This is a genomic window from Streptomyces sp. NPDC012474 (assembly GCF_042955185.1).
GTDB lineage: Bacteria > Actinomycetota > Actinomycetes > Streptomycetales > Streptomycetaceae > Streptomyces > Streptomyces cahuitamycinicus.
The window spans coordinates 90371-117353 of record NZ_JBIBEP010000001.1; the positions used below are offsets into that span (position 1 = coordinate 90371).

General features: G+C 72.0%; 19 protein-coding genes. 17 read left to right on the top strand and 2 right to left on the bottom strand.

Features of this window, described 5'->3' with window-relative positions; all coding sequences use genetic code 11:
• Positions 1-177 precede the first annotated feature (177 nt).
• The 5 genes from ACFY9S_RS00345 (at position 178) to ACFY9S_RS00365 (ending at position 6337) form a co-directional block, all read left to right on the top strand.
• Positions 178-699 carry a sigma-70 family RNA polymerase sigma factor gene (locus tag ACFY9S_RS00345; protein ID WP_010039908.1) on the top strand — a complete coding sequence of 174 codons (522 nt, stop codon included), beginning with the start codon at positions 178-180 and terminating at the stop codon, positions 697-699.
• Positions 699-1526 carry a zf-HC2 domain-containing protein gene (locus ACFY9S_RS00350; protein ID WP_391120759.1) on the top strand — a complete coding sequence of 276 codons (828 nt, stop codon included), beginning with the start codon at positions 699-701 and terminating at the stop codon, positions 1524-1526. Before ACFY9S_RS00345 ends, ACFY9S_RS00350 begins: the two co-directional genes overlap by 1 nt.
• 137 nt (positions 1527-1663) lie before the next feature.
• Complete coding sequence (locus ACFY9S_RS00355) at positions 1664-3961, top strand: UvrD-helicase domain-containing protein (protein ID WP_391120762.1); 2298 nt, start codon at positions 1664-1666, stop codon at positions 3959-3961.
• Between the two features lie 330 nt (positions 3962-4291).
• Positions 4292-5725: an NAD-dependent malic enzyme gene (locus tag ACFY9S_RS00360; RefSeq protein ID WP_102911659.1), complete on the top strand. Its 1434-nt coding sequence runs from the start codon at positions 4292-4294 to the stop codon at positions 5723-5725.
• Between the two features lie 330 nt (positions 5726-6055).
• Positions 6056-6337 (top strand): HU family DNA-binding protein, encoded by a 282-nt coding sequence (locus ACFY9S_RS00365; RefSeq protein ID WP_003990598.1) that lies wholly within the window; start codon positions 6056-6058, stop codon positions 6335-6337.
• A 299-nt stretch (positions 6338-6636) separates the two neighbouring features.
• Here ACFY9S_RS00365 and murA read toward each other — a convergent pair whose 3' ends face one another.
• Positions 6637-7977, bottom strand: a complete 1341-nt coding sequence (murA, locus tag ACFY9S_RS00370; RefSeq protein ID WP_102911658.1) for a UDP-N-acetylglucosamine 1-carboxyvinyltransferase — start codon at positions 7975-7977, stop codon at positions 6637-6639.
• Positions 7978-8230: 253 nt separating this feature from the next.
• Here murA and ACFY9S_RS00375 point away from each other — a divergent pair, with 253 nt between their 5' ends.
• The 10 genes from ACFY9S_RS00375 (at position 8231) to ACFY9S_RS00420 (ending at position 21634) form a co-directional block, all read left to right on the top strand.
• Positions 8231-8803: a YqgE/AlgH family protein gene (locus ACFY9S_RS00375; RefSeq protein ID WP_391122864.1), complete on the top strand. Its 573-nt coding sequence runs from the start codon at positions 8231-8233 to the stop codon at positions 8801-8803.
• 29 nt (positions 8804-8832) lie between these two features.
• Entirely contained in the window at positions 8833-9108 is a 276-nt protein-coding gene (locus ACFY9S_RS00380) for a DUF3039 domain-containing protein (protein WP_033308193.1), read from the top strand.
• A gap of 211 nt (positions 9109-9319) precedes the next feature.
• The gene (locus tag ACFY9S_RS00385; protein ID WP_391120767.1) at positions 9320-10618 is read left to right on the top strand and encodes an extracellular solute-binding protein; all 1299 of its coding nucleotides are present in this window, start codon (positions 9320-9322) and stop codon (positions 10616-10618) included.
• 296 nt (positions 10619-10914) lie between these two features.
• The gene (locus ACFY9S_RS00390) at positions 10915-11790 is read left to right on the top strand and encodes an ABC transporter permease subunit (RefSeq protein WP_391122867.1); all 876 of its coding nucleotides are present in this window, start codon (positions 10915-10917) and stop codon (positions 11788-11790) included.
• On the top strand, positions 11787-12632 hold the full coding sequence (locus ACFY9S_RS00395; RefSeq protein ID WP_391120770.1) for an ABC transporter permease subunit: 846 nt from the start codon (positions 11787-11789) through the stop codon (positions 12630-12632). The genes ACFY9S_RS00390 and ACFY9S_RS00395 overlap by 4 nt, the downstream gene beginning before the upstream one ends.
• A gap of 1 nt (position 12633) precedes the next feature.
• Positions 12634-14256, top strand: a complete 1623-nt coding sequence (locus ACFY9S_RS00400; RefSeq protein WP_391120773.1) for a family 20 glycosylhydrolase — start codon at positions 12634-12636, stop codon at positions 14254-14256.
• A gap of 369 nt (positions 14257-14625) precedes the next feature.
• Entirely contained in the window at positions 14626-15519 is an 894-nt protein-coding gene (locus tag ACFY9S_RS00405; protein WP_391120776.1) for an FAD binding domain-containing protein, read from the top strand.
• Positions 15516-17834: a 2Fe-2S iron-sulfur cluster-binding protein gene (locus ACFY9S_RS00410; RefSeq protein WP_391120779.1), complete on the top strand. Its 2319-nt coding sequence runs from the start codon at positions 15516-15518 to the stop codon at positions 17832-17834. Before ACFY9S_RS00405 ends, ACFY9S_RS00410 begins: the two co-directional genes overlap by 4 nt.
• The gene (locus ACFY9S_RS00415; protein ID WP_391120782.1) at positions 17831-20149 is read left to right on the top strand and encodes a molybdopterin cofactor-binding domain-containing protein; all 2319 of its coding nucleotides are present in this window, start codon (positions 17831-17833) and stop codon (positions 20147-20149) included. The genes ACFY9S_RS00410 and ACFY9S_RS00415 overlap by 4 nt, the downstream gene beginning before the upstream one ends.
• Before the next feature lie 318 nt (positions 20150-20467).
• A complete protein-coding gene (locus tag ACFY9S_RS00420; RefSeq protein WP_391120785.1) occupies positions 20468-21634 on the top strand; it encodes an SUKH-4 family immunity protein in 1167 nt (388 codons plus the stop codon).
• A 186-nt stretch (positions 21635-21820) separates the two neighbouring features.
• Here ACFY9S_RS00420 and ACFY9S_RS00425 read toward each other — a convergent pair whose 3' ends face one another.
• Positions 21821-23041: an LPXTG cell wall anchor domain-containing protein gene (locus ACFY9S_RS00425; RefSeq protein WP_391120787.1), complete on the bottom strand. Its 1221-nt coding sequence runs from the start codon at positions 23039-23041 to the stop codon at positions 21821-21823.
• A gap of 258 nt (positions 23042-23299) precedes the next feature.
• Here ACFY9S_RS00425 and ACFY9S_RS00430 point away from each other — a divergent pair, with 258 nt between their 5' ends.
• The gene (locus ACFY9S_RS00430; protein ID WP_391120790.1) at positions 23300-24913 is read left to right on the top strand and encodes an MFS transporter; all 1614 of its coding nucleotides are present in this window, start codon (positions 23300-23302) and stop codon (positions 24911-24913) included.
• Positions 24914-25137: 224 nt separating this feature from the next.
• Positions 25138-26937 (top strand): DEAD/DEAH box helicase family protein, encoded by a 1800-nt coding sequence (locus ACFY9S_RS00435; protein ID WP_391120793.1) that lies wholly within the window; start codon positions 25138-25140, stop codon positions 26935-26937.
• Positions 26938-26983 lie beyond the last annotated feature (46 nt).

Genomic DNA, 26983 nt, shown 5'->3' on the forward strand with positions numbered 1-26983 from the left:
CATGTCCAGCTCGTCACGTCATCTCGAAGAAAACTGTCACGTCTCTTTGAACACCCAACGGCTCCCGTCCGTACGGCTTGTGGAGCGACCGACTGGGGGAACCCCCGGACACCGGAGGTGGGCGTGCGCAAGGATTCCGTCGTGGCCAATGAACGTGCACCGAGGGCCCGACATCGCATGTCCCAGCCCTCGGAACCCGATGAGGAGCTGATGCGTGCGCTCTATCGCGAACACGCCGGACCCCTGCTCGCATATGTCCTGCGCCTGGTCGCCGGAGACCGGCAGCGCGCCGAGGACGTCGTCCAGGAGACGCTCATCCGTGCCTGGAAGAACGCCGGTCAGCTCAACAGAGCGACCGGATCGGTACGCCCCTGGCTGGTGACGGTCGCCCGGCGCATCGTCATCGACGGCCACCGCAGCCGGCAGGCCCGGCCGCAGGAGGTCGACCCGTCGCCGCTGGAGGTCATCCCCGCGGAGGACGAGATCGACAAGGCGCTGTGGCTGATGACTCTCTCGGACGCACTCGACGACCTGACGCCCGCCCACCGGGAGGTGCTCGTCGAGACGTATTTCAAGGGGCGTACCGTCAACGAGGCGGCCGAGACCCTGGGCATACCCAGCGGCACCGTCCGCTCCAGGGTGTTCTACGCCCTGCGTTCCATGAAGCTGGCACTGGAGGAGCGGGGGGTGACGGCGTGATGAGTGTTTACGGGGGTAACCAAGGGTTCGGTACGGGAGGCATGGGTATGTCTGGCCCCATGCAGGAATCTCCGGTGCCGAACGAGCACGAGACCGTCGGCGCCTACGCCCTCGGCATCCTCGACGACGCCGAAGCAACCGCTTTCGAGGCCCACCTCGCCACCTGCGAATGGTGCGCCCAGCAGCTCGACGAACTGGCCGGCATGGAGCCGATGCTCGCCGCCCTCGCCGACCTCCCCGGCTCCGGCAGTACACCCGCGATCGGCGAGTCGCTGTCCGCGAAGCCCCGGCCGCGCGTGGTGGAGAAGCTGGTCGACGAGGTCGCCGACCGCCGCGCCCAGAAGCGCCGCCGCAGCCTCTACATGGTGGCCGCGGCCGGTGCGCTGATCATCGGCGGCCCGTTCGTCGCGGTCGCGACGAACGGCGGCGACGGCGGCGGCGCGGAGAACCGCCCGCTCGCGGCGAGCCCCGCCAAGGCCGCCTTCGACGGCATCTCCGACAAGATCACCGCCACCGACCCGAACACCAAGGTCTCCGCCACCGTCGCCCTGCAGAAGAAGGACTGGGGCACGGGCATGGTCCTGGAGCTGAAGAACGTCAAGGGCCCGCTGAAGTGCGCCCTCGTCGCGGTCGGCAAGAACGGCGAGCGCGAGACCCTCTCCTCCTGGTCCGTCCCGGAGTGGGGCTACGGCCTGCCGGACGCCAAGTCCGACAAGGCCAAGGAGCCCCTGTACGTCCAGGGCGGCGCCGCCTTCGAACCGAACGAGATCGACCACTTCGAGGTCGTCACCTTCGACGGCAAGCGGCTGGTCGAGGTCGACGCGTAAGGACCCTTCGGGTCTTTCCGGCCGCCCGGCGGGAGGCATCGGGGCAACAGGTCCCGCGCCTGCCCGCCAGCCCGTAGCTTCCAGGGGTCCCCTTCGCGTACGGTTGACGGCTGCCCAGCACGTCAGAAGGGGGCCCGGTGGCCGCTCAGGCTCACAGACAAGACGCGGTCGGTTCGGTGCGCGATTCGGTTCGCGACCGGGAGATCGACGTCGAACAGGAACACCTCGACCGGGTGTACCGGCGCCTCGAGGAGAAGATCCACGAGGCGGAGTTCCTGATGCAGGACGCGGCCCGGCGCGGGCAGGTCGGCACCCCCGGCGCACTCGCCGAACGGGACGCGCAGGTCTTCCGCGCGGGCATCCACCTCAGCCGGCTGAACAACGAGTTCGAGGACTTCCTCTTCGGCCGGATCGACCTGCTGACCGGCAAGGACGGCAAGAAGGGCCCCGACGGGGCGTACACCGCGATCGAGCCGGCGGAGGGGGCCGTACGCCCCGACAACACCGCCGACATCGCCGAGATCCTGCACATCGGCCGCATCGGTGTCCTCGACCAGGACTACACACCGCTGGTCATCGACTGGCGGGCCCCGGCCGCCGCCCCCTTCTACCGCTCCACCCCGGTCGACCCCGGCCGTGTCGTCCGCCGCCGCGTCATCCGCTCCAAGGGCCGCCGGGTGCTGGGCGTCGAAGACGACCTGATGCGCCCCGAGCTGACGGCGTACCTCGACGGTGACGAGCTGCCCGTCATCGGCGACGGCGCCCTGATGGCAGCGCTCGGCCAGGCCCGCAGCCACACCATGCGCGACATCGTCGCCTCCATCCAGGCCGAGCAGGACCTGGTCATCCGCGCCCCCGCCGCCTCCGTGACCTATGTCGAGGGCGGTCCGGGCACCGGCAAGACCGCCGTCGCCCTGCACCGCGCCGCGTACCTCCTCTACCAGGACCGGCGCCGCTACGCGGGCGGCATCCTGATCGTCTCGCCGACCCCGCTGCTCGTCGCCTACACCGAGGGCGTGCTGCCCTCCCTCGGTGAGGAGGGCCAGGTCGCCATCCGCGCCATCGGCTCCCTGGTCGACGGCAGCGAGGCCACGCTCTACGACTCCCCGTCCGTGGGTCGCGCCAAGGGCTCCTCCCGCATGCTCAAGGTGCTGCGGAAGGCCGCGCGCGGCGCCCTGGAGCTGAACGACCCGCCGGCCCGGCTCCGCGTGGTGGCCTTCGGTCGCCGCCTGGAGCTGGAGGCCCGGGAGCTGGACGGCGTCCGCCGCTCCGCCCTGGGCGGCACCGCCCCCGTGAACCTGCTGCGCCCCCGCGCCCGCAAGCTCCTCCTGGACGCCCTGTGGGAGCAGTCCGGCGCGGCGGGACGGCACACCGACCCCGAGCTCGCGGCCGAGCTGCGCTCCTCCTTCGACGAGGACATCACCTCCGAGGACTCCTTCATCGCCTTCCTCGACGCCTGGTGGCCGGAGCTGACCCCGGCGGCCGTCCTGGACGCCATGGCCGACGAACGGCGCCTCGGCCGCTGGGCCCGCCGGATCCTCAACCCCGGCGAGGTCCGCAAGGTCGCCCGCTCGCTCAGGCGCGAGGGCCGCTCGGTGCACGACATCGCCCTGCTGGACGAGCTCCAGGCCGTCCTCGGCGCCCCGGCCCGCCCCCGCAGGAGGCGCGAACTCGACCCGCTCGACCAGCTCACCGGCCTGGACGAGCTGATGCCGGTGCGCGAGGAGTCGCAGCGCGAGCGCGCCGAACGCCTCGCGCAGGAACGCGTCGAGTACGCCCACGTCATCGTCGACGAGGCGCAGGACCTCACCCCGATGCAGTGGCGCATGGTCGGCCGCCGCGGCCGGCACGCCACCTGGACGGTCGTCGGGGACCCGGCCCAGTCCTCCTGGTCCGACCCGGACGAGGCGGCCCAGGCCCGCGACGAGGCCCTCGGCACCCGCCCCCGCCGCCGCTTCGAACTCACGGTGAACTACCGCAACCCGGCCGAGATCGCCGACCTGGCCTCGAAGGTCCTCGCCCTCGCCATGCCCGGCTCCGTGTCACCGAAGGCGGTCCGCTCCACCGGTGTGGAACCCCGCTTCACCGTCGTGGAGGACACGCTCGGCACGACCGTCCGCGACGAGGCGGCCCGGCTGCTGGACCGCGTCGACGGCACGGTCGGCGTGGTCGTCGCCATGCAGCGTCGCGAGGAGGCCCGCCGCTGGCTCACCGGGCTCGGTGACCGGGTCGTGGCGCTCGGCAGCCTGGAGGCGAAGGGCCTGGAGTACGACGCGACGGTCGTGGTCTCCCCGGCGGAGATCGCCGACGAGTCCCCGGCCGGCCTGCGGGTCCTCTACGTCGCGCTGACCCGGGCCACCCAGCAGCTGACGGTCGTCTCGACCGGCCGGGACGAGCCCGACGCGGCGGGAATCCCGGACCTGCTCAGGGACTGAGCGGGGTTACCCACTTGCCGGCGAAATGAACTCCCGGTACGGGAATGGCCTTACGGGATCTGTTTGTTAGCCTGGATGTGGCACCGGCTCGATCCAAGCCCCCGGGCCCAACCTTCGTCGCTACGAGCGACCACTTGCCGCGAGGCGAGCATGGCGGGCCGGTGCCACTCGACTGAGAAGAGACCCACGTCCACGTGACGTGGGTCTCTTTTGTCGGCCCATTCCGCGAACAAAACGTTCGCAATCGAGGGCGGCTACCTGCTACTCAGCGGTAGGTGCGACGATCGGACGGCACAACTCAGCGTCAGGTGAAAGCAGAGGAAGTCGGCCATGGCAACGGCGCCCAGCGTCTCCTACTCGATGACGGTCCGGCTGGAGGTGCCCGCGAGCGGAACCGCCGTCTCGCAGCTCACCACCGCCGTGGAGTCCTCCGGAGGCTCGGTGACCGGCCTCGACGTCACCGCGTCCGGTCACGAGAAGCTCCGCATCGACGTCACCATCGCGGCGTCGTCGACCTCGCACGCGGACGAGATCGTCGAGGAACTCCGCGGCATCGAGGGCGTCACCCTGGGCAAGGTCTCGGACCGGACCTTCCTCATGCACCTCGGCGGCAAGATCGAGATGGCGTCCAAGCACCCCATCCGCAACCGTGACGACCTGTCCATGGTCTACACGCCGGGCGTGGCCCGCGTCTGCATGGCGATCGCCGAGAACCCCGAGGACGCCCGCCGCCTCACCATCAAGCGCAACTCCGTTGCGGTCGTGACGGACGGCTCGGCCGTGCTGGGTCTGGGCAACATCGGCCCGAAAGCCGCCCTGCCCGTGATGGAGGGCAAGGCCGCCCTCTTCAAGCGGTTCGCCGGCATCGACGCCTGGCCGATCTGCCTCGACACCCAGGACACCGACGCGATCGTCGAGATCGTCAAGGCGATCGCCCCGGGCTTCGCCGGCATCAACCTCGAGGACATCTCCGCGCCCCGCTGCTTCGAGATCGAGGCCCGGCTGCGCGAGGCCCTCGACATCCCCGTCTTCCACGACGACCAGCACGGCACCGCGATCGTCGTCCTCGCCGCGCTCACCAACGCACTTCGCGTCGCCGGCAAGTCCATGGAGAACATCCGGGTCGTCATGTCCGGCGCCGGCGCCGCCGGTACGGCCATCCTCAAACTGCTGCTCGCCGCGGGCGTCAAGAACGCCGTCGTCGCCGACATCCACGGTGTCGTGCACGCGGGCCGCGAGGACCTCGTGGACGCCGCCCCGGACTCGGCGCTGCGCTGGATCGCCGACAACACCAACCCCGAGGGTCTCACGGGCACCCTCAAGGAGGCCGTGCGCGGCGCCGACGTCTTCATCGGCGTCTCCGCCCCGAACGTCCTCGACGGCGACGACGTCTCCGCCATGGCCGACGGCGCGATCGTGTTCGCGCTCGCGAACCCGGACCCTGAGGTCGACCCGGCGATCGCCCGCGAGACCGCGGCCGTTGTCGCCACCGGCCGCTCGGACTTCCCGAACCAGATCAACAACGTGCTGGTCTTCCCGGGCGTCTTCCGCGGTCTGCTGGACGCGCAGTCCCGTACGGTCAACACCGAGATGATGCTGGCCGCCGCGAAGGCCCTGGCGGACGTGGTGACCGAGGACGAGCTGAACCCGAACTACATCATCCCGAGCGTCTTCAACGACAAGGTCGCGGGCGCCGTCGCGGGCGCCGTCCGGGAGGCCGCCAAGGCCGGCGGCGCGACGGCGGGCAGTACGTCCGGAGTCTGAGGACGACGCCGGACCGGGCTCCCGGCGGGGCCCGGCACCGGACTGTGAGTAACCCCACGGCGGCCCGGAACCCGGCGCGTCGCAAGAACCCTGTCAGCAGCGCAGCTATCGTGGCGCCAGGCTCGGGCCCTTTTTGCGTGTGACTCCCCAAGGGTGTTCTCACGACTCCTGCGGGTGCCGGATTGGCTTTCCCGCCGCAGGTAGGGGCAGGATGCGTCCCTGGGCGCGAGGGTCTGACGACGGACCCGGGTCCGGGGACTCATCGAGGACCCTGGCAGCATCGGCTTCGATCTGACGCCTCAACGGCAAGATGAACACGGGAGTAACAACATGAACCGCAGTGAGCTGGTGGCCGCGCTGGCCGACCGCGCCGAGGTGACCCGCAAGGACGCCGACGCCGTGCTGGCCGCGTTCGCCGACGTCGTCGGCGACATCGTCTCCAAGGGCGACGAGAAGGTCACCATCCCCGGCTTCCTGACCTTCGAGCGCACCCACCGTGCCGCTCGCACCGCCCGCAACCCGCAGACCGGCGAGCCGATCCAGATCCCGGCCGGCTACAGCGTGAAGGTCTCCGCGGGCTCGAAGCTCAAGGAAGCGGCCAAGGGTAAGTAAGCGGCCCGTTGCGTGCGCCGTGGGCAACTGCGGGCCGCCTGTGGCTGGTCGCGCAGTTCCCCGCGCCCCTTTGGGGCGCGCCACGCAGGGCCGTATGAAATGCCGAGGGGCGGCCACCTGAAAATCAGGTGGCCGCCCCTCGGCGTTGCTCCGGGCCGGGGCCGGGGGCTACCCGAGCGCCTTGCCGGGCAGTTCCACCTTCGCGCCCAGTTCCATGAGCTTCTCCATGCTGTGCTTTCCCGGGGGGTAACCCCCGGACCCCCAGCCGCGCGGGCGTTGCTCCGGGCCGGGGCCGGGGGCTACCCGAGCGCCTTGCCGGGCAGTTCCACCTTCGCGCCCAGTTCCATGAGCTTCTCCATGAAGTTCTCGTAGCCGCGGTTGATCAGGCCGATGCCGTGGACACGGGACGTGCCCTGGGCCGCCAGCGCCGCGATGAGGTACGAGAAGCCGCCCCGCAGGTCGGGGATGACCAGGTCCGCGCCCTGGAGCCGGGTCGGGCCCGAGACGACCGCTGAGTGGAGGAAGTTGCGCTGGCCGAAGCGGCAGTTCGAGCCGCCCAGGCACTCGCGGTAGAGCTGGATGTGCGCGCCCATCTGGTTCAGCGCGGACGTGAAGCCGAGGCGGGACTCGTAGACCGTCTCGTGGACGATGGACAGGCCCGTGGCCTGCGTCAGGGCCACGACCAGCGGCTGCTGCCAGTCGGTCTGGAAGCCGGGGTGGACGTCCGTCTCCAGGGCGATGGACTTCAGAAGGCCGCCGGGGTGCCAGAAGCGGATGCCCTCGTCGTCGATCTCGAAGGCCCCGCCCACCTTCCGGAAGGTGTTCAGGAACGTCATCATCGAGCGCTGCTGCGCGCCGCGGACGTAGATGTTGCCCTCGGTGGCCAGCGCCGCCGACGCCCAGGACGCGGCCTCCAGCCGGTCCGACAGGGCGTGGTGGTTGTAGCCGCCGAGTTTGTCGACACCGGTGATGCGGATCGTCCGGTCGGTGTCCATCGCGATGATCGCGCCCATCTTCTGCAGCACGCAGATGAGGTCCTCGATCTCCGGCTCGACGGCCGCGTTGGACAGCTCCGTGACGCCCTCCGCGAGGACGGCCGTCAGCAGTACCTGCTCGGTCGCGCCGACGGACGGGTACGGCAGCCGGATCTTCGTGCCGCGCAGCCGCTGCGGCGCCTCCAGGTACTGGCCGTCGTCCCGCTTCTCGATGCGCGCGCCGAACTGGCGCAGCACGTCGAAGTGGAAGTCGATGGGACGGCCGCCGATGTCGCAGCCGCCGAGCCCGGGGATGAACGCGTGGCCGAGGCGGTGCAGCAGCGGGCCGCAGAACAGGATCGGGATACGGCTCGAACCGGCGTGGGCATCGATGTCAGCGACGTTGGCGCTCTCCACGCGCGTCGGATCCATCACCAGTTCGCCGGGCTCGTCACCCGGACGGACCGTCACACCGTGCAGCTGCAGCAGACCCCGTACGACCCTAACGTCGCGGATGTCCGGAACATTGCGCAGCCGGCTCGGAGCGCTGCCCAGCAGCGCTGCGACCATGGCCTTCGGCACGAGGTTCTTCGCACCGCGGACACGGATCTCGCCCTCCAGCGGGGTTCCGCCGTGGACAAGCAGGACATCGTCGTTGACGGTCATGAATCTCGCGTTCCATGGAGTCGGGCAGGGGCCAGGAGGGAAAGGGTAATCGCCCACCACCCCCCTTCCGTAAGCCTGAGTCAGACCCAGCCACGTCATGGCTTCGTCACAACACGAACCGTTCCGTGCCGGGCACGTGGGGTCACGACCGGTTTTCGTGCGCGTGGGGCGCATCGGTGCGCCCTGAGCTGCGTTCCCTCCCTGTGCCGTATTGCCTCCCCACGCGAAGGGAGAATGCGGGATCATGTCTGCCATGACCGAGGTGTCCTCGCTCACAGGGCGGTTGCTCGTGGCCACCCCCGCCCTGGCGGACCCCAACTTCGACCGCGCGGTGGTGCTGCTCCTCGACCACGACGAGGAGGGCTCCCTCGGTGTCGTCCTGAACCGCCCCACGCCGGTGGGCGTGGGCGACATCCTGGAGGGCTGGGGGGATCTCGCCGTGGAACCGGGTGTCGTGTTCCAGGGCGGCCCGGTGTCGCTGGACTCGGCTCTCGGGGTCGCGGTCGTTCCGGGCGGCGCGTCCGGCGAGACCAGTCCGCTGGGCTGGCGCCGGGTGCACGGCGCGATCGGTCTGGTCGACCTGGAGGCCCCGCCGGAGCTGCTGGCCTCCGCCCTCGGCTCCCTGCGGATCTTCGCCGGGTACGCCGGCTGGGGCCCGGGCCAGCTGGAGGACGAGCTGGTCGACGGCGCGTGGTACGTCGTCGAGTCGGAGCCCGGCGACGTCTCGTCCCCGTCCCCCGAGCGGCTCTGGCGGGAGGTGCTGCGCCGGCAGCGCAGTGAGCTGGCGATGGTCGCGACGTACCCGGACGACCCTTCGCTCAACTGATGCGTGTGAGCTTCAGTACCCTTGGCCCTATGAGCACTCTCGAGCCCGAGCGCGGGACTGGTACGGGGACCCTCGTTGAGCCGACGCCGCAGACCTCGCACGGTGACGGTGACCACGAGCGCTTCGCCCATTACGTCCAGAAGGACAAGATCATGGCGAGCGCCCTCGACGGCACCCCCGTCGTGGCGCTGTGCGGCAAGGTCTGGGTGCCGGGCCGCGACCCGAAGAAGTACCCCGTGTGTCCCATGTGCAAGGAGATCTACGAGTCCATGAGCTCCGGGGACGACGACAAGGGCGACAAGTAGGCCCGACTCGCGGGGCGTGAGGCCCCCAGGGTGCGTTTTGCGCGCCCTGGGGGCTTTTGTGCTGTCCGGGCGTTGCACGGGGTGCGTCTTCCGGTCACAGAGTGGTTGAGACCTCTTGTGGGCGTGTTCATGCAGTCCCTAGCCTCCGGTGTGTTGTGCACAGCGAAACCTTCATTGCGCATGTTGCAACACTCCCACGGAGGAGCACTCCATGAAGCTGTCCGTCCGTTTTGCCGGGCTCACCGCGCTCGCCGCTCTCCTGGCCACCGGGTGCGCACCCCAGACCTCTTCGAACTCCTCCTCCGACAAGGACGAGAAGACCGGCACGCTGCGCGTGTGGCTCTTCCAGGAGGTGGGCAACGGCCCCAAGCAGAAGGTCGTCGACTCGGTCGTCGCCGACTTCGAGAAGGCCCACAACGGCACCGAGGTGGACGTCGAGTACATCCCCATCGACACCCGAGCCCAGCGCGTCAAGGCCGCCTTCAACGACCCCGCCTCCGCGCCCGACCTGATGGAGTACGGCAACACCGACACGGCCGGCTATGTGAAGGACGGCGGACTCCTCGACGTCACGAAGGAGTTCGGCGACTGGAGCGAGGCGAAGGACACCGACCCGACGGCCGAGCAGTCGGTGACGGTGGACGGCAAGCTCTACGGCGCCCCCCTCTACGTCGGCGTCCGTGCGCTCTACTACCGAACGGACGTGTTCAGGGAGCTCGGCCTGTCCGTCCCGAGGACGATGGACGAACTCGCCTCCACCGCCCGCGAGATACGCGCCGCCAGGCCCGAGCTGTACGGACTGGTGGTCGGCGGCGCCTACACCTACGGCGCGATGCCGTTCGTGTGGGCCAACGGCGGTGAACTCGCGAGCGGCAAGGGCGGCTCGTACGCCTCCGGCATCGACAGCCCGCAGGCCCGGAAGGGCATCAAGGCCTACACGTCCCTGTTCGGCGACGACAACTGCCCGGCCGCCAAGTGCGCCGGCATGGGCGGCAACGACACGATCTCCGCGTTCGCCGCGGGCAAGGCCGGCATGGCCATCGGCGGCGACTTCAGCCACACCGCCGTCGAGGCCGGGAAGGTCAAGGGCAAGTACGCCGTCGTCCCACTGCCCGGGGTGAAGCCCGGCTCGATCGCCCCGGCCTTCGCGGGCGGCAACAACATCGGCGTCCTGAAGAGCACCTCGCACCGCACGCTCGCCGTCCGGCTCATGGAGCAGCTCGCCTCGAAGCAGACGCAGAGTGAACTCTTCGAGGCGATGGGCTTCCTGCCGACCTTCACGGACGTCCGCCAGCAGGTCGCGCGGCAGGAGCCGTTCGTGAAGCCCTTCGTGCAGACCCTCTCCGCCGGAACCAAGTTCGTTCCCGCGTCACCCGCGTGGGCCCGGATCGACTCCTCCCTCGTCCTGCCGACGATGTTCCAGGAGGTCATCAGCGGCAAGAAGGACGTCACACGGGCCTCCGACGACGCCGCGAAGAAGATGAACGCCGCGTTCGGCTCCGCGGGGTGAACCGGATGAACGACCACACGGAGACGACGGACACCGACAGTGCGGCAGCCGCGGGTGCTCCGACGCGGGGCGGCCCGTCCGAAGCGGCTCCGGCGGGAGCGGCTCGGGAGGGTTCCGCTGAGGGGGGCGTCCGCGCAGCCGAGGCGGTGCTGACCGGAGCGCCCGGGGAGAGTTCCGTCGCCGTCCGCGCCGGGCAGGGCGGTGGCTCGCCCGGCCGGCCCCCGGCCAAGGAGTCCCGGGGGAAAGGGAGTGGCCGGACGGGGTCGCGCCGGGCCGCGTCCGGCACGTCCCCGCTCGTGTCCGGCGGCTGGACGCCCTGGCTGTACCTCGCGCCCGCGCTCGTCGTGCTCGGGGGGCTGCTCGTCTACCCGATCTACCAGCTCGGGCTGATCTCCTTCTTCCAGTACACCCAGGCACAGGTCAGCGGCGGTGAGCCGGCCACCTTCGAGGGGTTCGGGAACTACGCCGGGCTGTTCGGGGACCCGCAGTTCTGGCAGGTGCTGCTCGCCACCGTGCTGTTCGCGGCGGCCTGTGTCGTCTCCACGCTCGCGGTCGGCTGCACCCTGGCCGTGCTCCTCACCCGGGTGCGGGCCCTGCCGAGGCTTGCGCTGATGCTGGCCGCGCTGGGCGCGTGGGCGACCCCGGCGGTGACCGGCTCGACCGTCTGGCTGTTCCTGTTCGACCCGGACTTCGGCCCGGTGAACCGGATGCTGGGCCTGGGCGACCACTCGTGGACGTACGGCCGCCTCAGCGCCTTCTTCCTCGTCCTGCTCGAAGTGGTCTGGTGCTCCTTCCCGTTCGTGATGGTGACCGTGTACGCGGGGATCCGCGCCGTGCCCGGCGAAGTGCTGGAGGCCGCTTCCCTCGACGGCGCCTCGCAGTGGCGGATCTGGCGCTCCGTACTCGCCCCGATGCTCCGGCCGATCCTGGTCGTCGTCACCATCCAGTCGGTCATCTGGGACTTCAAGGTCTTCACCCAGATCTACGTCATGACGAACGGCGGCGGCATCGCCGGCCAGAACCTGGTCCTGAACGTCTACGCCTACCAGCAGGCCTTCGCGTCCTCGCAATACGGCCTCGGCTCCGCGATCGGCGTCGTGATGCTGCTGATCCTGCTCGCCGTGACGCTGGTCTATCTGCGGCTGCTGCGCCGTCAGGGGGAGGAACTGTGAACCCGCTCCGCGCCCGTGTGCGCCGCCCGGGCCGGTCGGCCGCCGAGGCCTCCGCCCTGTTGATCGCCGTCGTCGTCGCCTTCCCCCTCTACTGGATGGTGCTCAGCGCCTTCAAACCGGCCGGGGAGATCGAGTCGAGCGAGCCCCGGCCGTGGACGCTCGCGCCCTCACTGGATTCCTTCCGGCGCGTCTTCGGGCAGCAGGAATTCGGCCGCTACTTCCTCAACAGTCTTCTCGTCGCCGGCTGTGTCGTGATCGCCTCCGCGCTCATCGCGTTTCTCGCCGCGACCGCCGTCACACGATTCCGCTTCCGTCTCCGGACCACCCTTCTGATCATGTTTCTGGTGGCCCAGATGGTGCCCGTGGAAGCCCTCACCATCCCCCTGTTCTTCCTCATGCGGGACGCCGGGCAGCTGAACACGCTGGGTTCGCTGATCCTGCCCCACGTCGCGTTCTCGCTGCCCTTCGCGATCTGGATGCTCCGGGGGTTCGTGAAAGCCGTTCCGGAGGCCCTGGAGGAGGCCGCGTACATCGACGGGGCGACGCGGGCGCGATTCCTCTGGCAGATCCTTTTCCCGCTCGTCCTGCCGGGTCTCGTGGCCACCAGCGTGTTCTCGTTCATCTCCGCCTGGAACGACTTCCTGTTCGCCAAGTCGTTCATCATCAGCGACACCTCGCAGTCGACGCTGCCGATGGCGCTCCTCGTCTTCTACAAGCCCGACGACCCGGACTGGGGCGGGGTCATGGCCGCCTCCACGGTGATGACGATCCCGGTCCTGGTCTTCTTCGTACTCGTACAGCGCCGTCTGGTCTCCGGACTGGGCGGAGCGGTGAAGGACTGACGTGACCGAACTGATTCCGGCGCCCCGCAGCGCCGTCGCCGGTTCCGGCGAGGTGCGGCTGACGCGGCGCTCCCGGCTCTGCTCCGGCACCGGGACGGAGAACGTCGGCCAGTGGCTGGGCGCCGCCCTCCGGCAGGCCACCGGTCTGCCGCTGTGCGAGGGGCAGGAGCCCGACGACGCCGAGGGCGGCATCCGGCTGCGACTCGGCCCCGGGCTCGGCCGGGAGGAGTACCGCCTCGTCAGCGACGGGAACGGAGTCCTCATCGAGGGCGGCAGCGCGGCCGGTGTCTTCTGGGGCGCCCAGACGCTGCGCCAGCTCCTCGGCCCGGAGGCGTACCGCAGGGCCCCGCTGGACCGCGACCGCGCCTGGACCGTGCCGCACCTCACCATCGAGGACGCCCCCCGGTTCCGCTGGCGCGGCCTGATGCTCGACGTGGCCCGGCACTTCACGTCCAAGGAAGGCGTGCTGCGTTACCTCGATCTGATGGCGGCGCACAAACTCAACGTCTTCCACTTCCATCTGACGGACGACCAGGGCTGGCGCATCGAGATCAAACGGCATCCGCGGCTGACCGGGACCGGATCCTGGCGCGCCCGTACCAAAACCGGCCACCGGGCCTCGCCGTTGTGGGAGGACAAGCCGCACGGCGGCTACTACACCCAGGACGACATCCGGGAGATCGTCGCCTACGCCGCCGAGCGGCATATCACCGTCGTCCCCGAAATCGACGTACCGGGCCACTCGCAGGCCGCTATCGCCGCGTACCCGGAACTCGGCAACACCGACGTCATCGACACCACCGCCCTCTCCGTCTGGGACACCTGGGGAATCAACCCGAACGTACTCGCCCCCACTGACAACACCCTGCGCTTCTACGAGGGCGTCTTCGAGGAGGTACTCGGGCTGTTCCCCTCGGAGTTCGTCCACGTCGGCGGCGACGAATGCCCCAAGGACCAGTGGCGGCGCTCGGGGACGGCCCAGGCACGCATCAGGGAACTGGGGCTCGCGGACGAGGACGGGCTCCAGTCCTGGTTCATCGGGCACTTCGACACCTGGCTCGCCGAGCGCGGCCGCCGGCTCATCGGCTGGGACGAGATCCTGGAAGGCGGGCCGGCCGGGGGTGCCGCCGTCTCCTCCTGGCGGGGCTACGCCGGAGGGATCGCCGCCGCCCGGGCCGGGCACGACGTCGTCATGTGCCCCGAGCAGCAGGTGTACCTGGACCACCGTCAGGACCCTGGCCCCGAGGAGCCGGTACCGATCGGGTGGGTGCGCACCCTGGAGGACGTCTACCGGTTCGAGCCCGTTCCACCGGAGTTGACGCCCGAGGAGGCCCGGCACGTGCTGGGCACGCAGGCCAACCTGTGGACCGAGGTGATGGAGGACCACGCGCGCGTGGACTACCAGGCCTTCCCCCGGCTCGTGGCCTTCGCGGAGGTCGCCTGGAGCACCCTGCCGCCCTCTGCGGCACGGGACTTCGCCGGCTTCGAGCGCCGGATGGCCGCCCACTACCGGCGGCTGGACGCCCTGGGTGTCGCCTACCGGCCCCCCACGGGCCCGCTGCCCTGGCAACAGCGCCCGGGAGTGCCGGGCCGCCCGATCGACGGCCCGCCGCCCACCCGGTAGGGCCGGGCCTGTTGTCGCGGGCGGTCCCGCCGGCCGTGGCGAGCGGTCCTGCCGTTCGTCGCGATCCGTCCTGCCGTTCGTCGCGAGCGGTCCTGGCGCCCGTCGCGACCCGTCTCGCCGCCCGACCGAACAGCTCGAACAGGCCACGGAAAAAGCGCACAAGGGTCACCGAAAGTGCCAATCGGCATGCACTGGTGAACCTGTGCGAAAACGGACCATCTCGCCGGTGAGGTGGGCGAATGCCTCCTAGCGGACCCGTGTCTTCGGCTCTCGCCAAGATGTGCCAGAGTTGCCACGTCCGCCCTGTCAGCACGTACCGTACGGCAGCACAGGTGGGACCAGGTGGGGCAGCGGGAAGGGGCAGCCGGGTTGACCACGCACGCACCGCAGGCGGGGCAGGCCGTCACGCTGCCCACGACGCTGGACGAGGCAGTCGCGGCGCTCACCGCCGTGCCCGCCGCCGTGCCCGTGGCGGGCGGCACCGATCTGATGGCCTCCGTCAACTCCGGGCAGCTCAGGCCCGCCGCGCTGGTGGGGCTCGGCCGGATCAGCGAGATCCGCGGCTGGCAGTACATGGACGGTCACGCGCTGCTCGGCGCGGGCCTCACGCACGCGCGCATGGGCCGCCCCGACTTCGCGGCCCTGATCCCGGCGCTCGCCGCCGCCGCGCGCGCCGCCGGCCCGCCGCACATCCGCAACGCGGGCACCCTGGGCGGCAACATCGCCTCGGCCGCCCCCACCGGGGACGCACTGCCGGTGCTGGCGGCCCTGGAGGCGACCCTGATCATCGCGGGCCCGGGCGGAGCCCGCCGGGAGATCCCGGTCTCGCACCTGCTGGCCGGGATGGACATGCTGCGCGCCGGCGAACTCATCGGCTACGTGCGCGTGCCGCTGCTGCACGCCCCACAGGTCTTCCTGAAGGCGACCGGCCGGACCGGCCCGGGGCGTGCGGTGGCATCCGTGGCCCTGGTCCTGGACCCCGCGCGCCGGGGTGTGCGCTGCGCGGTGGGCGCCATAGCGCCGATGGCGCTGCGGCCCCTGGAGGCCGAGCAGTGGGTCGCCGGCCTCATCGACTGGGACAACAACCGGGCGCTCGTCCCGGAGGCGCTGAACGCCTTCGGGGAGTACGTCGCCGCGGCCTGCATCCCCGACGCGGCGCCGGCCGAGGACGGCTCGGTCGCGCAGCTTCCGCCCGCCGTACTGCACCTGCGGCGCACCGTCGCCGCGCTGGCCCGACGAGCACTGGGGAGGGCGCTGTCGTGACCGACGACCAGCACGGAGAGGGCACGCCCCGGGGCGGCAGCCGCTGGGACCCGCTGCCCCAGGGCGAGTACGACGACGGCGCCACGGCCTTCGTCGAACTCCCCGAGGGTGGCGTCGACGCCCTGCTGGCGGCCGACAGCCCCCTGGCCGCGCCCGGCCACGGCTACGTACCGCCGCAGATAACGGTCAGCCCCGCCCCGACGGCCGGCACCGACCCGGCGGCCACGGGCGCGTGGCCCGTGCCGGGCGCGCCGGTCGACGGGACGCAGTGGCACGACCCCAACGCCGGGCACCCGCAGCACGGACACGAGCACGGCGGGCACCAGCAGCAGGGCCACGACGTGCCCGAGCAGCCGTACGGCGGCTCCGACGCGCCGTACGACTCCGGGACGCCCTACGGCTCCGACGCGACGGCTCCGCAGCACGGCGGCGACGACCGGTTCACGTACAACCCCGGGGCGACCGGGCAGTGGAACTTCGAGGAGACCGCGGCGGCCGGGGCCGCGCCCGGCCATGACGTGACCGGCCAGTGGTCGATCCCCGTCGCCGGGGGCGACCTTCCTGACGAGTCGGGCGAGTTCACCACGTCCTCGCTGGTCGAACAGTGGGGCGGCACCCCGCCGGCCACGCTGCCCGGCGGCGCGCCCGCCCCCTGGGCGACCCAGGCCGCGGGCCGGCCGTGGGGGCAGGACGCGCAGGACGCGGCCGGACAGGAGGAGACCCACCCGGGCTACCCCCACGAGCCCGGTCACGAGCAGGACCACGCGCACGAGCAGGACCACGCGCACGAGCAGGACCACGCGCACGAGCAGGACCACGCGCACGAGCAGGACCACGACCACGGACCGCACCACGGCCACGGTCACGGGCCGGACCGCGCGTACGAGCAGGACCACGCGCATGGGCAGCAGGGCGACGCCGGACCCGCCTCCGGATTCGCACCGGAGCAGCAGGCCGCCGAGCCGCTGCCGCAGGAGGCGGGCCCGGGTGAGGCCGGCCCCGGACATCCGCGGGACGCCTACGCGCCTGGAGCCCACGAGGACACCGGCGCCTCGCATCGGCCGGGGGAGTTCGGCCATGCGCCGGAGGCGTCCGGCACGGATCACGCGCCTCAGCCGTCGGAGTACGCGCCGGAGGAGCCCGGGGCGGCAGGTCGCACGGCGGAGCCGTCCCGTTTCGCCGACCAACGGGCCGACCACGGGGCCGACCACGTTTTCGAACCCTCGGACTTCACCGGCCAGGGACCGGAGGCGTCCGCCCCCGACGACTTCGCGCAGCGGTACCCCGAGGCCCCTGGCGCGTTCCACGGGGAGCCCGGGCCAGAGGTGCACCCGGAAGCCGCCGCGCTTCCGCGGGACGCCCAGGAAGCCTCACAGTCCGCTCCCGGCCCCGGTGAGGCCTCCGACCCCGGCGAGCCCTCCGAGGACGCCTCCGGCGCCCCAGAGGCCGCCGAGGGGCCCTCCGGGCACGCTGCCCGCCCCCTCCCGGCCTTCGCGGACGCCGACACCGGCACCGGCACGGACACCGGCCCGGAGACCGCCGACGGCGAGAACCCTGACGACCCCGCGCCGGACGAGGCCCCGGCGGCCGAGACCACGGACGCCGCCCCGGACGCCTTGGCCGCCGCCCCTCACGACACGCCCCCCGCCGCCCCCCATGAGGAACACCCCCTCGCCTCCTACGTCCTGCGCGTCAACGGCGCCGAACGCCCCGTCGGCGACGCGTGGATCGGCGAGTCGCTGCTGTACGTGCTGCGTGAGCGGCTCGGACTCGCGGGTGCCAAGGACGGCTGCTCGCAGGGCGAGTGCGGCGCGTGCAACGTCCAGGTCGACGGACGGCTCGTGGCGTCCTGCCTGGTCCCGGCCGTGACCGCCGCCGGCAGCGAGGTCCGCACCGTGGAAGGCCTGGCCGAGGACGGGCAGCCGTCGGACGTGCAGCGGGCGCTCGCGCGCTGCGGCGCCGTGCAGTGCGGCTTCTGCGTCCCCGGCATGGCGATGACCGTGCACGACCTCCTGGAGGGCAACCCGGCGCCCACCGAGCTGGAGACCCGCCAGGCGCTGTGCGGCAACCTGTGCCGCTGCTCCGGCTACCGGGGCGTGGTGGACGCCGTCAAGGAGGTCGTCGCCGAACGCGAGGCGCACTCCGCGCCCGCCGACGGCGACACCGACGGGGCCCGCATCCCGCACCAGGCGGGCCCGGGCGCCGGTGGCGTGAACGCGTCGGCCTTCGGAGCGCCCCCGGAACCGCACACCCCCGGACCGCACTCCCCAGAACCGCATGAGCAGCCCTACGGCCAGGACGGAGGCCCCGCGTGAGCAACGAAGCAGCCACCGCCCAGGCCGCACAGGCCGCGGAGGCCGCCCCCGCCCCCGAACCGCTTCCGCACGGCATCGGCGCCTCCCTGCCGCCCGCCGACGCCCGCGCCAAGACGGAGGGCACCTTCCCGTACGCCGCCGACCTGTGGGCCGAGGGCCTGCTGTGGGCGGCCGTGCTGCGCTCTCCGCATCCGCACGCGCGCATCCTGTCGATCGACACCTCCCACGCGCGCGAGATGCCCGGCGTCCGCGCCGTCGTCACCCACGAGGACGTCCCCGGCAGCATGCTGCACGGCCGCGGCACGGCCGACCGCCCGGTCTTCGCCTCCGAGGTCGTGCGCCACCACGGCGAGCCCATCGCCGCCGTCGCCGCCGACCACCCGGACACCGCGCGCATGGCCGCCGCCGCGGTCATCGTCGAGTACGAGGTACTCGACCCGGTGACCGACCCGGAGCAGGCCTTCGAGGCCGAGCCGCTGCACCCCGACGGCAACCTGATCCGGCACATCCCGCTGCATCACGGCGACCCGGAGGCGGCCGGCGAGATCGTCGTCGAGGGCCTGTACCGCATCGGCCGCCAGGACCCCGCGCCCATCGGCGCCGAGGCGGGCCTGGCCGTGCCGCGCCCGGACGGCGGCGTGGAGCTGTACCTCGCCTCCACCGACCCGCACGCCGACCGCGACGCCGCCGCCGCCGCGTTCGGCCTGGAACCCGAGCGCGTCAAGGTCGTCGTGACCGGAGTCCCCGGCGCCACGGCCGACCGCGAGGACCAGGGCTTCCAGCTGCCGCTCGGCATGCTCGCGCTGCGCACCGGCTGCCCGGTGAAACTCACCGCCACGCGCGAGGAGTCCTTCCTCGGCCACGTCCACCGGCACCCCACCCTGCTGCGCTACCGCCACCACGCCGACGCCGAGGGCAGACTCGTCAAGGTGGAGGCGCAGATCCTGCTCGACGCGGGGGCCTACGCCGACACCTCCTCCGAGGCCCTGGCCGCAGCCGTCGCGTTCGCCTGCGGCCCCTACGTCGTCCCGAACGCCTTCATCGAGGGCTGGGCCGTACGCACCAACAACCCCCCGTCCGGTCACGTACGCGGCGAGGGTGCCATGCAGGTCTGCGCCGCCTACGAGGCGCAGATGGACAAGATCGCCAAGAAGCTCGGCCTCGACCCGGCGGAAGTGCGGCTGCGCAACGCCCTGGCCACCGGCGACGTGCTGCCGACCGGCCAGACCGTGACCTGCCCGGCCCCGGTCGCCGAACTCCTCCAGGCCGTACGGGACTTCCCGCTGCCGCCGCTGCCCAAGGACACGCCCGAGGACGAGTGGCTCCTGCCCGGCGGCCCCGAGGGCGCGGGCGAACCGGGCGCGGTGCGCCGGGGCGTCGGCTACGGCGTGGGCATGGTCCACATGCTCGGCGCGGAGGGCGCGGACGAGGTCTCCACGGCGACCGTGAAGGTCCACGACGGCGTCGCGACGGTCCTGTGCGCGGCCGTCGAGACCGGCCAGGGCTTCACGACGCTGGCCCGGCAGATCGTCCAGGAGACGCTCGGCGTCGACGAGGTGCACGTGGCGCCGGTCGACACCGACCAGCCCCCGGCGGGCGCGGGCTGCCGTGGCCGGCACACCTGGGTGTCGGGCGGGGCGGTGGAGCGCGCGGCCAAGATGGTCCGCACCCAGCTCCTCCAGCCGCTCGCCCACAAGTTCGGCATGTCGACGGAGCTGCTCCAGATCACCGACGGCAAGATCACGTCGTACGACGGGGTCCTCTCGACGACCGTGACCGAGGCGCTGGACGGCAAGGAACTGTGGGCCACCGCCCAGTGCCGCCCGCACCCGACCGAGCCGCTGAACGAGGCCGGGCAGGGCGACGCCTTCGTGGGCATGGCCTTCTGCGCGATCCGTGCGGTGGTCGACGTCGACATCGAGATCGGTTCCGTGCGGGTCGTGGAACTGGCCGTCGCCCAGGACGTGGGCCGGGTCCTGAACCCCGCCCAGCTGACGGCCAGGATCGAGGCGGGTGTGACGCAGGGCGTGGGCATCGCCCTCACGGAGAACCTCCGCACGCCGCGCGGCATCGTCCGCCATCCCGACCTGACCGGTTACGCCCTCCCGACCGCCCTCGACGCGCCCGACGTCCGTATCGTCCGGCTGGTGGAGGAGCGGGACGTCGTCGCCCCCTTCGGGGCCAAGGCCGTCAGCGCGGTGCCGGTGGTGACGTCCCCGGCGGCCGTCGCGTCCGCCGTACGGGCCGCGACGGGCCGCCCCGTGAACCGGCTCCCGATCCGCCCCCAGGCCGCGGTGGTCACCGAACGGGGCTGAGGCCGCTGCCGCCCGCGGGGCCCCGCCCGGACCCGCGCACCGGACTCCGCTCCGCTCGCGCGAAACTGACGCGACGCCAGGGGACGCCAGGGGACCGCCAGGGAATGAAAGCGATTTCGGCGGAAAGGGAACGTGCGGGGGTGCTCCGAGCGTCTTGTGAGGTGACGCGGCGTGGCCGTCGGGCGCGCGTCGCTGTTCCGGGGCGTTGTCAGTGGTGGGGCGTACTGTTCTGGGCAGTGGGGAACGGCTGCCGGGCTGGGCCGGGTGGTCTGCCGTGCTCCGCCAGGGGACGGTGAGCAAGCACATGCGGGGGAGCCCATGAGTACGACCGACGCCGGTTCCGCGGTGATCACCCTGACGGAGTCCGAGCTGGACCCGTGGGTGACGCACGCGTCCACGCGGCACTGGCTGACCGGCCCCGGACTGCCCGGCCTCAGCGGCGTGCTGAGCTTCGCGGAGCTGAGCCGCCAGGGCCTGCGCACGGTCGCCGACTCGACGGGCGACCCGGACGACCGCCTCTCGGCGGAACTGCGCGAGCAGCTGGTGATAGGCGGACTGCTGGGCCCTGGCGGCCTGGAGACGGAGTCGGTCCTGCTCGACGGCTCGACGGGCGAGATCTCGACGACGTACGTCCTGCACGACCGCCCCGACCTGATGGACCGCCGCCCCCTGGCCCCCTCCCTGCGGACGCTGGTCCGCTTCGCGGAGGCCACGGACGAACTGGCGGGCCTGCGGGGCCAGTTCGCCTCCTACGCAGGCCGCTACGGCCCCAAGGCGGTGGCGCAGGCGTCGCAGCACCTGCTGGCGGTGTTCCGTGACGGCGCGGACGGCGAACCGGCCCCGTTCTGGAAGATGGCGGCACTGATCCGCCCCCTGTCCCTGGTGGCGGGCCGGGGCGGCGTGTCCGGCCTCTCCCTGGACCTCCCGCACCGCCTGCTGGACCAGGAGTTCGGCCCCGGCAAGGTCGCGCGCTTCGAGGACGTCGACTTCCCCGCGACCCTCACGCACGAACCGACCCGCCGCTTCCTGCGCGAGGTGGGCCTGCCGGAGGACGCCCACGTCTTCTCCCTGGACACGGACGTCCCCCTGGCGACGCTCGCCGAGTACTACGCCGACACCGGCGCCCCGGCGGAACTCCCCGCCGGAGCCCACCGCCTGATCCGCCTCGGCCACCTGGTCGAGGACAACAGCCTGGTCGTCGACGGCGCGACGGGCGCGGTCCTGAACTGGAGCGAGACCGAGGCGACGCTGTACCCGCTCAACACGGACGTCTCGACCCTCGCCTTCACGTTCTGGCTGCTGCACCGCGAGCGCGCGATAGACGCCCAGTCGTCCCACGAGCTGACCACCGACACCTACGACCAGCTGGCCATGACGTTGCTCCAGGTCCTGTCGACGGTGGACCCGACGGGCGTGACGGCGGGCGGAACGGTCCGTCACTACTGGACGGACGCGTTCCAGGACGAGACGGGCGGGGTGCTCTGACGGCACGACCGTCAGGCGGACTCGGCTGCGCTGCGGTCAGGCGGACTTGGCTGCGCTGCGGTCAGGCGGACTCGGCGGTGATGCCGTCGGGCGGACCTGACGGCGCTGCGGTCAGGCGGACTCGGCGGTGATGCCGTCGGGCGGACCTGACGGCGCTGCCGCCGAGCGCGCTTGGCAGCGCTGCCGTCAGGCGGACTTGGCGGCGTTGCGGCGGCGTACGGCGAACACCAGACCGCCGCCGATCACCGCGGCGGCGGCAGCGGCACCGGCGAGGAGCGGGGTGCCGTCGGAGCCGGTGGTGGCGAGATTGCCGCCGGTGGTGCTGCCGGTCGTGGTGCCCGTGGAGCCACCGGTCGTGGTGCCGGTCGAGGCCGTGGCCGAGGGGGATGCCGTGGCGCCCGTGCCGCCGGCGGCCTGGCCCTCGGGGGCGTTGCCGTTCCCGCCGTCGCCGGAGCCGCCGTTCGCGCCGTCCGAGGGGCTCGGCTCCGGCTCGTAGTCACTCGGCAGGTCGATGCTGATCACGGCGGTGTTGTTGGCCCGGTTCGTGTCGTACTTCGGGGCGATGTCGTAGACGGACGACGCCTTGACCTCACCCTTGGTGTCCTGCGCGGACTCCTTGACCTTCAGCGTGAAGGTGTACGCCAGGGACTGGCCCACGTCGAGCGTCCCGTCCTTCGGCCAGCACACGTACTTGGGCTTGCCCGTGGTCCCCTGCGGCCCGCTCGGCCCGTCGATCCCGAACGGCGCGCAGTCCTTCGGCACCTTCACGGCGACGGTGCCCGGCGGGATCTGCACCAGCAGGCCCGGAAGGTCGTCGCTCTCCTGGTTCTGCACCCAGCCCGGGCCGTCGTTGCGCAGGGTCGCCGTGACCGACTGCTCCTCGCCGGCCAGCGCCTCGGTGTCCTCACCGACCGCGACGAGATCGGCGGTGTTGTCCGCGGTCAGGGTGAGCCGCCGGTAACTGTCGTCGTACCCCTCGCCCGGCGCCTCACCGCTCGCGCTCGTGCCGTACTCGACGGCCTCCATCAGGGCGCTGTCCAGCGCCTTGAACCGGACGGGCGTGGTGACGGAGGCACCCGGCTCGACGACCGTGTCGAGTTCACAGATTGCCTGCCTGACCTGGTCCTTGACGGTCGAGTAGGTGCAGCCCTTCACCTGCTCGGGGAAGTCCAGCCCGCGCGTCAGACGCACCCGGAAGGTGACACCGTCCACGGCGGCCGTGCCCTGGTTGGTGAAAGTGACGGATTTGTCGTACACCTCACCCGGCTTGGGAGCCGCGGACGGCAGGGCCGACACGACGAGCTCGGGCGCGCCGTCCTCGGCGTGCGCCAGGGGCGCGGCGACAACAGGACCGGCGACGGCGATCACGGCGGCGGCCAGGACGGCTGCCGGGGGGCGGAGGTGCACGGTGGTTCTCCTCGTCGATTCCTCGTCGGGCCCGGAAGGCACGACGACCGGAGCGTCGGCTACCGGTCATGTCCTGGACACGCGAGAGGGGCTTGGGGTTGTGCACAGGTTTTCGGGCAGGCCGCGAAGATCTGGCCGACGTGGGGGTGATAGCCGGCCGGGGGCGTCCGAGACAGCGGGGATGTACGACCAAGGTCTCAGGGCCGGACCGTCTTGGGACAGGGGTCAAAGCGGGGTGTGGACCTTACGCTGGCGGGCATGACCGTCCCGAAGCCGCGTGGTGCCGATGTCGAGGAAGCCGTTGATCCGCCCTTCGTGGCCGAGCGGGATGAAGGTGTGCTGGGGGCGGCGTACCGGGCGTTGAGTGTCGGGATCGTCTCCGTCGTGCTGCTCATCGCCTTCGAGGCGACCGCCGTGGGGACGGCGATGCCCGTCGCTGCTCGGGAGCTGGACGGGGTGTCGCTGTACGCGTTCGCGTTCTCCGGGTACTTCACGACCAGCCTGTTCGGGATGGTGCTCTCCGGGCAGTGGTCGGACCGGCGTGGCCCCCTCGGGCCGTTGACGACGGGCATCGCCTCCTTCGGCGCCGGGCTGCTGCTGTCCGGCACCGCCGGGTCGATGTGGGTGTTCATCCTGGGCCGGGCCGTGCAGGGGTTCGGCGGCGGGCTGGTGATCGTCGCGCTGTACGTCGTCGTCGGGAGGGCCTATCCGGAGCGGCTGCGGCCGGCCATCATGGCCGCGTTCGCCGCGAGCTGGGTCCTGCCGTCGATCGTCGGCCCGCTCGCCGCCGGCACGGTGACCGAACAGCTGGGGTGGCGGTGGGTGTTCGTCGGGATACCGCTGCTCGTCGTCTTCCCGCTCGCGCTCGCCCTGCCGCAGATACGGCGTCGGGCGTCCGGACCCGCGGGGCACAGCGCTGCCGGGTCCGCCGCGGCGGAGAGTCCGAACGTGCCCGTCCCCGCGGAACGGACCGCCCTCACCGACCGGCCCGTCGCACGGGACGTGGCGCGGATGACCGACCGGCCCGTCGCACGGAACGCGGCGCGGACGACCGACCGGCCCGCCCCGCCGGAGGACCCGCCCGCCTCCTTCGACCGCCGGCGCATCCGGCTCGCCCTGGCCATCTCCCTGGGTGCCGGACTGCTCCAGTACGCCGCCCAGGACCTGCGCCCACTCTCGCTCCTGCCCGGTGCCGTGGGCGTGGCCCTGCTCGTGCCGGCCGTGCTCGGGCTGCTCCCGCGCGGTACGTACCGGGCCGCGCGCGGCCTGCCGTCCGTCGTGCTGCTGCGGGGCGTCGCCGCCGGGTCCTTCATCGCCGCCGAGTCGTTCGTGCCGCTGATGCTGGTCACGCAGCGCGGGCTCAGTCCGACGCTGGCCGGGCTCTCGCTCGCCGCGGGCGGCGGGACGTGGGCGCTGGGCTCGTGGGTGCAGTCGCGGTCGCGGGTGGAGCCGTACCGGGAGCGGCTGACCACCGTCGGGATGCTGCTGGTGGCGGCCGCCGTCGCCGCCGCGCCGAGTGTGCTGATCGACTCCGTGCCCGTATGGACCGTCGCCGTCGCCTGGGCGTTCGGCTGCTTCGGGATGGGGCTCGTGATCTCCTCCACGAGCGTCCTCCTGCTCAAGCTCTCCGCCCCCGAGGAGGCCGGCACCAACTCCGCCGCCCTCCAGATCTCCGACGGCCTCTCCAACGTCGTCCTGCTGTCCGCCGGCGGCGCCGCCTTCGCGGCGCTGGGCGGCGGCACCGTCACCCACTCGGCCACCCACACCTCCGGCACCCACCCGGCCGCCTTCACCGCGGTGTTCCTGCCGATGGCAGGGGTGGCACTGGCCGGGGCCTGGGTGTCGACACGGCTGCGGGAGCGACGGCCGTAGACCGGCGGACCGCGGGCCCCGGCGGAGCGGCGGGCTGCTTCCACCGCCCTCGCCGACGTCGCCGTCTCCGTCGCCGAGGAGTTGTGACGTCGGTCCCACCCACAGGTGACCCGGCCCGGTCCGCGTATTGACCGGCTCGGGGCGCCGGTAGGGTGGCCCGGTTGTCATACGTAGCCGAGCCGTCAGGCTCCCTCGAACGAGCCGCCCGACCCCCAACGGAGACCGTGACTACCACCGCCGGCACCAGTTCTGCCTCGCACCACCTGTCCCCGGCGTTCCCCGGCCGCGCCCCCTGGGGTACCGCCAGCAAGCTGCGCGCCTGGCAGCAGGGCGCGATGGAGAAGTACATCCAGGAGCAGCCCCGGGACTTCCTGGCGGTCGCCACCCCCGGCGCCGGCAAGACGACCTTCGCGCTGACGCTGGCCTCCTGGATGCTGCACCACCACGTGGTGCAGCAGGTGACCGTGGTGGCCCCGACCGAGCACCTGAAGAAGCAGTGGGCCGAGGCCGCGGCCCGCATAGGGATCAAGCTCGATCCGGAGTACAGCGCCGGGCCGCTCGGCCGGGAGTACCACGGCGTCGCCGTGACGTACGCCGGTGTCGGTGTGCGACCCATGCTGCACCGCAACCGCGTGGAGCAGCGCAAGACGCTCGTCATCCTCGACGAGATCCACCACGCCGGTGACAGCAAGTCCTGGGGCGAGGCCTGCCTCGAGGCCTTCGAGCCCGCGACCCGACGGCTCGCCCTGACCGGCACGCCCTTCCGGTCCGACACCAACCCCATCCCCTTCGTGACGTACGAGGAGGGCAACGACGGCATCCGGCGGTCGGCGGCCGACTACACCTACGGCTACGGCAACGCCCTCGCCGACAACGTCGTGCGGCCCGTCATCTTCCTCTCCTACAGCGGCAACATGCGCTGGCGGACCAAGGCCGGTGACGAGATCGCCGCCCGGCTCGGCGAGCCCATGACCAAGGACGCCGTCAGCCAGGCCTGGCGGACCGCGCTCGACCCGCGCGGCGAGTGGATGCCGTCCGTGCTGCGGGCCGCCGACCAGCGGCTGACCGAGGTCAGGAAGGCCATCCCGGACGCGGGCGCCCTCGTCATCGCCTCCGACCAGGACTCGGCGCGTGCGTACGCCAAGCTCATCCGGGAGATCACCGGCAGCAAGGCGACCCTCGTGCTGTCCGACGACTCCGGCGCCTCCGAGCGGATCGACGAGTTCAGCGCGAACAACGACCGGTGGATGGTCGCCGTGCGGATGGTGTCCGAGGGCGTCGACGTGCCGCGGCTTGCGGTGGGCGTGTACGCCACCACCATCTCCACCCCGCTCTTCTTCGCCCAGGCCGTCGGCCGTTTCGTGCGGTCCCGGCGACGCGGCGAGACCGCCTCGGTGTTCCTGCCGACCGTGCCCGACCTGCTCTCCTTCGCCAACGAGATGGAGCGCGAGCGCGACCACGTCCTCGACAAGCCGAAGAAGCAGGGCGAGGAGGACCCGTACGCCGAGTCCGAGAAGGAGATGGACGAGGCGAACCGGGAGCAGGACGAGGACACCGGCGAGCAAGAGCAGTTCTCCTTCGAGGCGCTGGAGTCCGAGGCCGTCTTCGACCGGGTCATGTACAACGGCGCCGAGTTCGGCATGCAGGCCCACCCGGGCAGCGAGGAGGAGCAGGACTACCTCGGCATCCCCGGGCTGCTGGAGCCCGACCAGGTGCAGCTGCTGCTGCAGAAGCGGCAGGCCCGGCAGATCGCGCACAGCCGCAAGAAGCCGGACGAGGAGGCCGACCTGCTCGAGATGCCCGCCGAGCGGCGGCCGGTGGTCTCCCACAAGGAGATGATGGAGCTGCGGCGGCAGCTCAACACGATGGTCGGCGCCTACGTCCACCAGAGCGGCAAGCCGCACGGGGTGATCCACACCGAGCTGCGGCGCGTGTGCGGGGGGCCTCCGGCGGCGGAGGCGACGGCGGGGCAGTTGCGGCAGCGGATCACCAAGGTGCAGGAGTGGGCTACGCGGATGAAGTGACATCCGTGGTGTCGTCGCGGGGTGTGGGTGGTTGCTCGCGTCCGCG